This window comes from Delftia sp. ZNC0008, assembly GCF_000799035.1.
Classification (GTDB): domain Bacteria; phylum Pseudomonadota; class Gammaproteobacteria; order Burkholderiales; family Burkholderiaceae_C; genus Comamonas; species Comamonas tsuruhatensis.
In genome coordinates this window covers 1-11676 of the sequence record NZ_JTKZ01000632.1, presented here as the reverse complement: position 1 = coordinate 11676, position 11676 = coordinate 1, and the positions used below count along the sequence as shown (strand labels likewise).

Annotated in this window: 11 protein-coding genes and 1 pseudogene; 7 read left to right on the top strand and 5 right to left on the bottom strand. The window is 67.8% G+C overall.

Annotated features, from left to right (window positions below; genetic code table 11):
- Positions 1–302: pseudogene (locus L995_RS20670) on the top strand (proteasome-type protease); the annotation flags it as partial.
- Positions 299–1186 (top strand): alpha/beta fold hydrolase, encoded by an 888-nt coding sequence (locus L995_RS20665; protein WP_017406489.1) that lies wholly within the window; start codon positions 299–301, stop codon positions 1184–1186. The pseudogene L995_RS20670 and the gene L995_RS20665, both read left to right, overlap by 4 nt.
- Before the next feature lie 140 nt (positions 1187–1326).
- Here the strand turns inward: L995_RS20665 and L995_RS20660 are convergent, their stop codons facing one another.
- The 3 genes from L995_RS20660 to L995_RS20650 form a co-directional block, all read right to left on the bottom strand.
- Positions 1327–1767, bottom strand: a complete 441-nt coding sequence (locus tag L995_RS20660; protein ID WP_016449686.1) for a MarR family winged helix-turn-helix transcriptional regulator — start codon at positions 1765–1767, stop codon at positions 1327–1329.
- 128 nt (positions 1768–1895) lie between these two features.
- Complete coding sequence (locus tag L995_RS20655; protein WP_047473391.1) at positions 1896–3884, bottom strand: acetoacetate--CoA ligase; 1989 nt, start codon at positions 3882–3884, stop codon at positions 1896–1898.
- Between the two features lie 182 nt (positions 3885–4066).
- The gene (locus tag L995_RS20650; protein ID WP_047473390.1) at positions 4067–4894 is read right to left on the bottom strand and encodes an undecaprenyl-diphosphate phosphatase; all 828 of its coding nucleotides are present in this window, start codon (positions 4892–4894) and stop codon (positions 4067–4069) included.
- A 193-nt stretch (positions 4895–5087) separates the two neighbouring features.
- Here L995_RS20650 and L995_RS20645 point away from each other — a divergent pair, with 193 nt between their 5' ends.
- A complete protein-coding gene (locus L995_RS20645) occupies positions 5088–5366 on the top strand; it encodes a PsiF family protein (protein WP_047473388.1) in 279 nt (92 codons plus the stop codon).
- Positions 5367–5730: 364 nt separating this feature from the next.
- On the opposite strand, the gene L995_RS20640 is transcribed toward L995_RS20645, so the two are convergent.
- Both L995_RS20640 and L995_RS20635 read right to left on the bottom strand, forming a co-directional pair.
- Positions 5731–6960: a PepSY-associated TM helix domain-containing protein gene (locus L995_RS20640; protein ID WP_047473386.1), complete on the bottom strand. Its 1230-nt coding sequence runs from the start codon at positions 6958–6960 to the stop codon at positions 5731–5733.
- Positions 6961–6978: 18 nt separating this feature from the next.
- Entirely contained in the window at positions 6979–9144 is a 2166-nt protein-coding gene (locus L995_RS20635; RefSeq protein ID WP_047473384.1) for a TonB-dependent receptor, read from the bottom strand.
- A gap of 340 nt (positions 9145–9484) precedes the next feature.
- Between L995_RS20635 and L995_RS20630 the strand changes: the two genes are divergently transcribed.
- The 4 genes from L995_RS20630 to L995_RS20615 form a co-directional block, all read left to right on the top strand.
- Positions 9485–9895, top strand: a complete 411-nt coding sequence (locus L995_RS20630; protein ID WP_047473383.1) for a DUF2306 domain-containing protein — start codon at positions 9485–9487, stop codon at positions 9893–9895.
- A 34-nt stretch (positions 9896–9929) separates the two neighbouring features.
- The gene (locus L995_RS20625) at positions 9930–10256 is read left to right on the top strand and encodes a 2TM domain-containing protein (protein ID WP_016454690.1); all 327 of its coding nucleotides are present in this window, start codon (positions 9930–9932) and stop codon (positions 10254–10256) included.
- A 29-nt stretch (positions 10257–10285) separates the two neighbouring features.
- Positions 10286–11374 (top strand): sensor histidine kinase, encoded by a 1089-nt coding sequence (locus tag L995_RS20620; protein WP_047473381.1) that lies wholly within the window; start codon positions 10286–10288, stop codon positions 11372–11374.
- Between the two features lies 1 nt (position 11375).
- Positions 11376–11676 (top strand): LytR/AlgR family response regulator transcription factor (locus L995_RS20615; RefSeq protein WP_047473379.1); only part of this gene is annotated, 301 nt, incomplete at its 3' end.

Sequence of the window (11676 nt, the reverse complement as noted above, 5' to 3'; positions counted from 1 at the left end):
CCAAGGTCAACGCGCCGGCAGGCGCCCTGCGCTCGTCGGCGCGCAGCATGGGCCGGCTGCCGCCTGCGGCGCTGCGCCAGCCCTATCACAGCGGCACGGGCGCGGGCCTGGGCACCTCCACGGCAGACGGTCTTGCGACCTCCCCCATGACGCCCATGACGCCCATGACACCCATGACACCCATGACGCCCCAGCAGCCGGGCCCGGCATCGCCCGTGCGGCCCGATGCAGGCCAGCCCTCGGGCCACCAGCAAGGCGTGCCCGATGGCGCCGCACAGGCCGGCCAGGAGCCTCGGCCGTGAACGCGGCCCGGTCCGCACAGCGGGCCGAGAGCGATGCGGCGGTTGCCGGCACGGGCACGGGCGCGGGCACTGCATCGGCGCCGCTGCCCGTGGTGTTCTCGCATGCCAACAGTTTTCCGCTGCCCACCTACCGGCTGCTGCTCTCGCTGCTGGCCGGGCGCGGCATCGCGGCGCAGGGCGTGGAGCGCTTCGGCCATGACCCGCGCTTTCCCGTCACCAACAACTGGCCGCACCTGGTCGAGCAACTGGCCGAGTTCACGCGCGCCGAGGTCGAGCGCGTGGGCGGTCCGGTCTTCCTGGTCGGGCATTCGCTGGGCGGTTTCCTGAGCGTGATGACGGCCGCGCGCCATCCCGAGCTGGCGCGCGGCGTGCTGCTGATCGACTCGCCATTGCTCAGCGGCTGGCGTGCCAATGCCGTGGGGGTGGCCAAGCGCACGCAGCTGGTGGGCTCGGTCTCGCCAGGCAAGATCAGCGCGCGCCGCCGCAATGCCTGGGACAGCGATGACGAGGCGCTGGCCTATTTCCGCGCCAAGAAGGTGTTTGCGCAATGGCATCCGCAGGTACTCCAGGACTATGTGCAGGGCGGCCTGGCCGACCTGGACGGCCGGCGCACGCTGCACTTCACGCGCGAGGTGGAGACCGCCATCTACAACACCTTGCCGCACAACCTGGCCTCGCTGCTGCACCACCATCCGCTGCGCTGCCCGGCGGCCTTCATCGGCGGGCGTGCCTCGGTGGAGATGCGCCAGGTGGGCATGGACCTCACGCGCCGCATCACGCGCGGGCGCGTGATGATGCTGGACGGCAGCCACCTGTTCCCCATGGAGCGGCCCCACGCCACGGCCGCCGCCATCGAGGCCGCGCTGCTGAACATGCAAACCTGAGCGGCGTCCGGCTCAGGCCGAGATCCGGATGGCAACCCTGGACCATGGGATGGAGCTTGAACCCCTTGGCGCCTTCCTCAAGGATCGGGCCCCATCGGCGTTCACGGCAGCGGGCGAGGGTCTTGGCGATGGTGGGCCGGCTACCCGGCGCAATCGATCATCTTGTGAAGCAGGCGCAGCAGCTGCTGCTTGTCCTCAGCGCTCAGCATGCGGCTGGCCTCTTGCTCCAGAATTTCCACCTGCGCCGCCGCCTTTTCGTGCAGGCGTTCGCCCTCGGCCGTCAGATACAGCAGCGACAGGCGCCTGTCCGCAGGATCGGCCTCGCGCCTGAGCAGGCCGCGCACCTGCAGTCTTTCCATCAGCGCCGCCATGTTGGGCTGGGAAATCATCACGGTCTCGGCGATCTGGCGCTGGGACGCGCCGGGATTGGCCGAGATCAGCGACAGCACGGCAAACTCCGACGGCTTGAGATCCAGCGCCAGCATGTGCTTCGCATAGTGAGGCCTTACGGTGGCATGGGCCAGGCGCGTGCAGTGGCCCAACTGCTGCATCAGAAAATTCTGCTGGAGTGCTGACTTCATGGGCGATGGGGTGGCTCGGTCCAAGGTGGGGCCAGGCGCATCGAACGGGGCCTGGCGGACCTTTCGATAGAGACGGTCATGGGTTTGTCTCCTGCGTCATGGATGAAATCGGCCAGGGTCGCCGCACCTCAGGCCAGCGGGACCCGTGCCCGGTATTGCACGAAGAAATCGATGCTGCGCGGATTGGCCATGGCGTCGGGGCTGGCCACCTTGGCGGGCTCTGCACCCAGCAGCAGCTTGCGCACGGGCAGTTCCATCTTCTTGCCCGTGAGGGTGCGCGGAATCTCGGCGACCTGGATGACCGCATCGGGCACGTGGCGCGCAGAGGCCTGGGCCCTGATGGCATCCTTGATCCGGGCCACCAGCGCATCCGTCAGCACCAGGCCCGGAGCCAGCACCACGAACAAGGGCATGAAAGAGGGGCGCCCCAGGAACTCCAGGTCCACGACGAGGCTGTCCAAGACCTCGTCAACTTCCTCGACGACACGGTAGATCTCGGCCGTTCCCATGCGGATGCCGAAACGGTTGATCGTGGTGTCCGAGCGGCCGTAGATCACGGCCGACCCATGCTCGCTGAACGAGATCCAGTCGCCATGGCGCCAGTAGCCGGGAAAGACGTCGAAGTAGCTTTCACGGTAGCGCAGGCCATCGGCGTCGTTCCAGAAATACAAGGGCATGGAAGGCATGGGTTCGGTGATCACCAGTTCGCCCACCTCGCCGGTCACGCTGCGCCCTTGCTCGTCAAAGGCGTGCGCGGCGACGCCCAGCTCACGGCACTGGATCTCGCCCGCACGCACGGGCAGCAGGGGCGCGCAGGCCACGAAGCCCGAGGCGATATCCGTTCCACCGCTGACCGAGGCCAGCCACAGATCGCGCTTGATGTTCTCGTAGACCCAGCCGTAGGCCTCCAGCGGCAGCGCCGACCCCGTGGAATTGATGGCGCGCAGTTTCTCGAAGCGGCGGCCCCGGGCCGGCACCACGCCATCCTTCATGGTCTTGGCCAGAAAGGCCGCGCCGCAACCGAACAGGGTGACCTGCTGGCGATCGATGAAGTCCCACAATGCGCCATCGTCGGGCGAGGTCGGGTTGCCATCGGACAGCACCACGGTGGCGCCAGCCAGCAGGCTGCCCACCATGAGATTCCAGACGATCCAGCCCGTGCTGCCCAGGAACATGAAGCGGTCGCCAGGCCGCACGTCGTGCTGCAGCCCATGGGCCTTGAGGTGGGTGAGCACGATGCCGCCATGGCTGTGCACCATGGCCTTGGGCAGTCCCGTGGTGCCCGAGGAATAGACCACCCACAGCGGGTGCGAGAACGGCAAGCGCTCGAAGACCGGCTCTGCGGGCCTGGCCAGCGCGTCGGCCCAGGCCAGGACATTGCGCCAGGGCAGCTCGCATGCGGGGTCCCCGGGCCTGAACAGGGGGCCGGGCACATGGATCACATGGCCTATCTCGGGCAATCCCCGCAGCACCTCGCCGAGTACGGCGCGGCGATCGAAACACCGTCCCCCGTAGACATAGCTATCGGTGGCGAAAATCAGCTTGGGACCGATCTGCTGGAAGCGGTCCAGCACCACGGAAACGCCCATCTCGGGCGCGCAGCTGGACCAGATGGCGCCTATGCTGGCGCAGGCCAGGAAGGCCACGACCGCCTGGGGCACATTGGGCAGGTAGGCCACGACGCGATCGCCGCGGCCCAGGCCGAGTTCGCGCATCCGGGCCGCGAGCGCCGCCACGTCACGCTCCAGCTGCCGCCATGACAGCTCCACCGGCTCGGCGCCTTCGCAGCGCGCGATGATGGCCGGGTGCTCGGCGCGGGCGCTGCGGAACACATGCTCGGCATAGTTCAGGTGCGTGTCGGGAAACCACTGCGCGCCCGGCATGCCGCGCTCACCGAGCACGCGCGTCGGGTCACCGTCGGCCATGACCTGGAAGTAGTCCCAGATCGAGCGCCAGAAGCCATCGAGATCCGTGACCGACCACTGCCACAGCGCCTGGTAGCCATCGAAGCGCCTATCCCTTGCCGCAGCCAGCCAATCCATGTAGCGCGCCAGGCCGCTTTGCGCGACCTGCTGCGGGCTGGGACGCCACATCAACTGCCCTTGTTCGATGGCCATGGCAACCCTCGGAAAAAGTTATAAAAAAAACATATTTTTTATAACCATAGAACATCATCATTCTCAGGAGTACAGGGGTTTTCATGGGGCAACCACGCGCTCTTCATGCGGTTGCTCCCCCGGGCACATGACGCAAAAAAGCCACCCGAAGGTGGCTTGTCCCATCGATGGCCCGGCCCTGTTCAGCCGCCGCTCCAGTTGACCAGGCCCGTGAAGGCCGTGACCAGCACGATGATGCCGAAGGCGATGCGGTACCAGGCAAACGGCACGAAGCTGTTGGTGGAGATGTAGCGCAGCAGCCAGCGCACGCACAGCCAGGCGCTGATGAAGGAGAACACCAGGCCCACGGCGAACATGGGGATGTCGGCCACCGACAGCAGGGCGCGCTCCTTGTAGAGGCTGTAGACGCCGGCGCCGATCAGCGTGGGAATGGCCAGGAAGAACGAAAAATCGGTGGCCGCCTTGCGCGACAGGCCCATCAGCATGCCGCCGATGATGGTGGCGCCGCTGCGGCTGGTGCCGGGAATCATGGCCAGGCACTGCACCAGGCCGACCTTGAGGGCATCGAGCGGCGTCATCTCGTCCACGGTCTGTACGCGCGTGGCCGATGCCGGACGGCGTTCGGCCCACAGGATGACGAAGCCGCCCAGGATGAAGGTGGTGGCCACCACGGTGGGCGTGAACAGGTGCGCCTTGATGAACTTGCCGAAGATCAGCGCCAGCACCACGGCCGGCAGGAAGCCGATGATGACGTTCAGCGTGAGCCTTTGCGCCTGGCGGCTGGTGGGCAGGTCGACCACGGTGGAGCGGATCTTCTGCCAGTACACCAGCACCACGGCGAAGATGGCGCCGGTCTGGATGGCGATGTCGAAGACCTTGGCCTTGGCATCGTCGAAGCCCAGCAGCGAGCCTGCCAGGATGAGGTGCCCGGTGGAAGAGATGGGAAGGAACTCCGTCAGTCCCTCCACGATGCCCATGATGGCGGCCTTGACCAGCAAAAGAATGTCCACGGCAAGCGTCCTGTCGCAATGCAAAAGTGCGCCATTATCTGCGCTGGCCATGGCCTGCCGGTGTCCGCCCGCCCGCCTGTCAGCGGCAATCGCAAACTTTTACAACGCCGGGCCCGCGACGTTGCTGCGCGCCCGGCGCTGTGCTGCAATGTGGGTGCGCTGGACTTCAGCGCGCCTTCAAAACCATTCCATCATGAAAAAAATCGTTGTTCTGGCAGTTGTCTCCCTGGCCTGCAGCATGGGCATGGCCGCAGGGGACAAGGCTCCCACGGCCCAGCAAAAGCTGATGGGCACCTGCAACACCGAAGCCACCGGCAAGAAAGGCGACGAGCGCAAGGAGTTCATGAAGTCCTGCCTGTCCGACGGCAAGAAGCGCCAGCAGGAACGCATGAAGACCTGCAATGCCGACGCCACCGGCAAGAAGGGCGACGAGCGCAAGGCGTTCATGAGTGAATGCTTGAAGAAGGACTGAAGCTCCCCCTGAGCGGCTGACGCCGCTTCCCCCTCTCTACCCGCTTCGCGGGGGAGGGGGACGACGCCCTCGCCGCGAGGCGGCTCTTGCTCGGCGTCTCTGGTGTCGGGCCGCGCCAGATTTGGAGGCTGCGCCCTATTTCTGCAGCAAGCCTTCATTGAAGCCACCGTTTTCGGTGGCTTTGCTGTTTAGGCGGATAGTTTTCTGATTTGGCTATCAATGGAGCTGTGTACTACCGACAGCCGTTCAAACTCGCAGGGCTCAAGCGCGGGCAGCCGAGCAAGGGCCTACGCCGGCCGCGCCGCCCCGCGGTGAGGGCTGCGTCCCCCTCCGCGAAGCGGGAAGGGGGAAGCGGCGCAGCCGCTCAGGGGGTCATCTTCCTGGCCCTGCGTTTGCGCCACCAGATGATGACGCCGGTGATCGACAGGACGGCGACGAGCACGCCGACGAAGGACATGAGCACGCGGCCGGGGGTGCCGAGGATGCGGCCGCTGTGCAGGGGCAGCTGCAGCTGGACGAAGACGTCGGCGGCCGTGCCGTGCCAGGGGCGGTAGGTGCCCAGGACTTCGCCGTTGTCCGAGCTGACGTAGATGTTGGACAGGCCCATGCCCATGGCGCCGGTTTCGTCGTGCGGGTCGAAGAAGGAGATGTTGTAGAACGGGAAGTCGCCGCCCCACCAGATGCCGCCGGCGGGCTGGGCGAAGCCCAGGCGCTTGGCCTCGCTCTGGGCGATGGCGATGGCCTGGGCGAACGAGACCTTGGGCTCGAGGAGCGTGCCCTGGGGCGCGGGCTTGAGGGTTTCGTAGGGGCCGGGCGTGGTGGTGGAGACGGTGCTCATCACCGGGTAGAAGACTTCGCGGTACAGGTTCAGCGAGAACGAGGTGAAGGCCACGATGACGATGACGGCCCAGACCCACAGGCCGCCCGCACGGTGCAGGTCGAAGTTGAGCTTGTAGGCGCCGCCGCCCCAGCGCACGCGCCATGAGGGCAGCCAGCGCCGCCACCACGATCCCATGGCCGCCGTCAGGCGCGGGGCGCTTTTCCTGAGCTTGACGGGAAAGGTCAGCAGCAGCGCGACAAAGCTGTCGGCCACCCACAGCAGGGCCAGACTGCCCATGAACCAGTAGCCCCAGCGGTCCGTGCCCCAGAAGCGCGGGGCCAGCAGGCTTTCGTGCAGGTGGCGCAGCCAGGGCATGAGGTTGCGCTGGCTGAGCGCGAAGCTGCGCCCGTTGCGCTGGCCCGTGATGTGGCCGCTGACCGGATCGACGAAGACCGTGTCATAGCCCAGCGCAGGCGCCTGGCCCGTGGCCGGGTCGGGCCGGGGGCGCACCATGAACATGGCGGCTTCGCCCTCGACCAGGCCCAGGGTCATGTAGCTGATCTCGGCGCGCGGCTCGCTGGCCTGCACCACGGCGGCCAGCTCCAGCGGGGTCTTCAGCGGGCCGCGTGCCGGGGTCTCCAGCATGTCGGCGTTGAGCCATTCGTCGATTTCATGGTCCCAGGACAGCACGGCCCCCGTGAGGCCGGCCATGGTGAGGAAACCGGCCAGCACCAGGCCGATCCAGCGGTGCACCACCGTCCACAACGCGCGCATGCTTCAGATCGCTCCGGCTCAGAAGTCCACCGATGCGCTCAGCGAGAAGGTGCGCGGCATGGACTGCACCAGGTAGTTGGCGCCCGGGTAGCCGCCCACGGACGACCAGTAGCCCTTGTCGAACAGGTTGTCGATGCGCGCGCGCAGGGTCAGCAGGCGGTTGTTGCCGATGTCCATGAGATAACGCGCGCCGATGTCGGTGCGCGTCCACGAGGCCACTTTCAGCGTGTTGGCGCCGTTGGCGTACTGGCTGGAGGTGTGCATCACGCGCGCGTTGAGGGCCAGGCCCGAGACGCCGGGCACATCCCAGTCCACGCCCAGGTTGAGCAGGCGCTTGGGCACGCCGATGGCGTAGTTGCCGATGGTGGCGGCATCGGCGGCCTCGCGGATCTTGGCCTCGCTGAAGGTCACGCCGCCCAGCACGCGCAGGCCCTTGACGGGCTCGCCGAAGACCGTGGCCTCCAGGCCGCTGTTGCGCTGCTTGCCGTACTGGCCGAAGACCTGGTTGGCCACATAGGCCGAAGGCATGTCCGTGGTGTACAGCGCCACCGTGGCGCCCAGCTGCCGGCCCTGCCACTTGAAGCCGATTTCCTTCTGGCGCGACTTGTAGGGCGCGAACACCTGGCCACCATTGGACACGGGCAGGTCGTTGGCCGTCTGCGGCGCCACGGCGCCCTTGGTCAGGCCTTCGATGTAGTTGGCGTAGACCGAGGTGTTCTCGCTGGTCTTGAACACCAGGCCCAGCATGGGCGTGGTGGCCGACTTCTTGTAGTGGTCGGTCTGCGCGCCCGTGTTGTAGTCGTAGCTGCTTTGCTCGATGCTCTGGCGGCGCACGCCCACGGTCAGGCGCAGGCGCTCGTCCAGCATCGTCAGCGTGTCGCCGATGGCGAAGCTGTTGAGCCGGGTTTCACCCACGCGCGTGGGATCGGCCAGGTTGCCGCCGAACAGCGTCATCGCCGGGCGCGCGCTGCTCCAGGGGTTGTAGATGTTGTTGACCACGCCAAAGCCCATGCCCCAGGCATTGCGCTCGGTGGCCGAGTAGGTGCTGGCCGTGGCCACCAGCTCGTGGCCCACGCTGCCCGTGGCCAGGCGCGTGCGGATGCCGACCTCGCCCGTGCCCACGCTGTCCTTGCGCTTGTTGTCGAAGCGCGTGCCCGTGGTGTCGCCGGCCGCATTCGTGACGGTCACGCCGCTCAGGGAGTTGTCTTCCTTGCCTCGGCGCAGGCCGCCGGCGGCCCAGGCCGTGGTGGTGTCGTTGATGTCCCATTCGGCGCGCAGCGTGGCGAACAGGTCGCGCTCGGTGGAGTACGACCAGTTCTGGCCGTAGTTGGTCTTGTTGTCGGGCACGGCCGGGATGAAGCTGCCGGGCGTCACGCTGGGGCGGCCGCCGTTGTAGCTGTTGCGCTGGTAGCCCACGTCGCCCGACAGGCGCACGTTGCGGCTGCGCCAGTCCAGGCCCAGGCCCAGGGCGGTGAGCGAGCGGTCTTCTCCATCCACGCCCGTGCCGCCGTCGCGGCGCACGGCGTTCAGGCGGATGCCGGTGCTCCGGTCAGGGCCGAAGCGGCGCGAGATGTCGGTGGAGACAAAGGCCTGGCCGCCCGTCTGTATGCCGGCGCCCACGCGCGTCAGCGCATCGTTGCCGGCGCGCTTGGGCAGCAGGCTGATGGTGCCGCCAATGCCGCTGCCGCCCGGTGCCGCACCATTGAGGAAGGCGTTGGCGCCGCGCAGCACCTCCACGCGCTCGAAGAATTCCGAGGCGATGTACTGGCGCGGCAGCAGGCCGTACAGGCCGTTGTAGGCGATGTCGTCCGAATAGACCGGGAAGCTGCGCAGCACATACAGCTCCTGGAAGTTGCCAAAGCCGCGCGCCTGGCGCACGCCCGGGTCGTTGAGCAGCACATCGCCCACGCTCTTGGACTGGGTGTCCTCAATCAGCTGCTGCGTGTAGCTGGTGGTGGAAAACGAGGAGTTCTTCCAGTCCAGCGTGCCCAGCACGCCGTTGCGCGCGCCCGTGGCCACCTGGCCGCCTGCGAAGGGCTTGGACAGGCCCTGGGCCGATGCGTCGGCACTGGCCTCCACCGTCACGGCTTCCAGCACGGTATCACCGCCCCGGGTCTGGGCAATCAGCGCCTGATGGCTGCACAGGCAAAGAACGGCCAGGGATATGGGGCGAATGGAAGGCATGGGGATGGGATTGAGAATGATTTGCAGAACCCGTTAGCTTACCAACCACCTGGGCACGCAACTATGAGTTTTCTCAATCTGTTGCATCGAAGCAATCCTGGGGGGGGGTGATTGGTTTCAAAGGCCCTGATCGATAGTCCGTGCGCACTCACCCTGGCCTCCACCCTGCGGACTGCATCCTCCAGATGCCGTGGACGTGCCTGCCGTTCGCGGCGCCAGGATGCAGCTGGCACCCTGCCCTCGTCCGTGCGTCGCATGGCGCTGGCCCCTGCGGCGCCCGGCAGCGACAGTCCTGTCCCATACAGGCCCGCCAACCCGGGCCGCACGCCAGGACATCGCCATGCAAATGACACCGCTGATCGCCATCCACATGAGCGCCGCCCTCGGGGCCACGGCCACGGGCGCCATCGCCCTGCTGGCACGCCGCCAGGCCGCCGCCCATCCCCGCCTGCACCGCGCGGCCGGCCATGCCTTTGTCACGCTCATGGTCTGCGCGGCGGTGTCCGCCTGCTTCATCCGCGACTACCGCCTGCCCAACTGGGGCGGCTACACGCCCGTCCACCTGCTGGTGCCGCTGACCTTTGCCGGCCTGGGCCGGTCGTTCTGGCACCTGTACCACGGCAACATCGCCGGCCACCGCAAGATCATGCGCAGCGTCTACATCGGCGCCTGCGTCGTGGCGGGCCTGTTCACCCTGCTGCCCGGCCGCTACCTGGGCGACCTGCTGTGGCAGCGGCTGGGCCTGGCCTGACGCCGCTTTCCTTCCCCCTGACGGAGAACTCCCCATGCGCACCCTCGATCCCCTTGATCCCCTCGATCCCTCTGCCCGCCACGACGACGATGCCCTGGAGCGCATGGCGCGCCGCCGCGCAGGCGCCAAGCTGGGCTGGATGATCCACGCCAGCGTCTATGTGCTGGTCAACCTCGGGCTGGCGGCGCTGTCGCTGTCCCAGGGCAGGCACTGGGCCATCTTCCCGGCCCTGGGCTGGGGCCTGGGGCTGGCCATCCACGGGGCCGTGGTCTGGCTGGCACTGCCGGGCAACGGCTGGCACGGGCGCATGGTGGAGCGCGAGCGGCAGGCGCTGCAGTCACGCCAGGGCCGCGCCCGCTGAAACACGCCATGGGACTACCATTGCCCTCCATGCCCGACCCCGCATCCAACGCCACACGCCAGCCGGCCGCCCCTGGCCACATCGTGGAACGGACCACGCTGCTGCGCCACGGCATCGCGACGACCTCGGCCTGCGCCCTGATTGCCGCCGCATTCAGCCTGAGCAACCACGGCCGCTGGGACGTGAACCTCATCTACTCGCTGTCGATCGGCCTGACCAGCTGGCTCACCATCGAACTGGGCCGCTGGCGCCTGACGCGGGGCCAGGACATTCCCTGGCCCGGCGGCTGGCGCGGCGCCGCGCTGGTGGTGGCTGGCATCGTGACGGGGTTCGTGATCGGGTCGCTGATCGGCACGGCCTACAGGCAGTGGGCTGATCCCGACGCCAGCACGGCCCTGATGCACCGGCTGTGGATACCGCTGGCCGTCACCATCGTCGCCAGCACGGTGATGTCGCTGGCCTTCTTCCTGCTGGGCTACTCGCGCCACCTGCAGATGCAGGCCGAGCAGGCCCGCCGCCAGGCGGCCGAGGCGCGACTGACCCTGCTGCAGGCCCAGCTGGAGCCACACATGCTGTTCAACACCCTGGCCAACCTGCGCGTGCTGGTGGCCAGCGACCCGCAGCGCGCCCAGGCCATGCTGGACCATCTGATCGCCTACCTGCGCGCCACGTTGGGCGGCTCGCGCAGCACCGAGCATGCGCTGGCCGAGGAATTCGCGCGCCTGCGCGACTACCTGGCGCTGATGTCCATCCGCATGGGCCCGCGCCTGCAGTACACGCTGGACCTGCCCGAGGACCTGGCCCAGGTGCCCGTGCCGCCGTTGCTGCTGCAGCCCCTGGTGGAAAACTGCATACGCCACGGACTGGAGCCCAAGCTGGAAGGCGGGCATATCGCCGTGCGCGCGCGCCGCATGGACGGCGGCCCGTTGGAGCTGACCGTGGCCGACAACGGCATGGGCCTGGACACCGGTGCGCCCGCCCTGCCCGGCAGCCGCTTCGGCACGGCCCAGCTGCGCGAACGCCTGGCCAGCCGCTATGGCGACGCCGCGCACTTCGAACTGGCCGCCCTGCCCGAAGGCGGCACGCTAGCCAAAATCACCATTGCCAACGCCGGTTGAAATGACCCACGCCCCCCGCGCCCTGATCGCCGAAGACGAACCCCTGCTGGCCGAGGACCTGCGCCAGGCCCTGGACCGCGCCTGGCCCGAGCTGCAGATTGCCGCCATGGTGGGCGACGGCCTGAGTGCCGCCCGGCAGGCGCTGGCGCTGCAGCCGGACGTACTGTTCTTCGACATCCGCATGCCGGGCCAGAGCGGCCTGGAGGCCGCCGCCGAACTGGCCGACGCCTGGCCCGAGGCGCAGCCGTTTCCCATCCTGGTCTTCGTGACCGCCTATGACCAGTACGCCATGGACGCCTTCG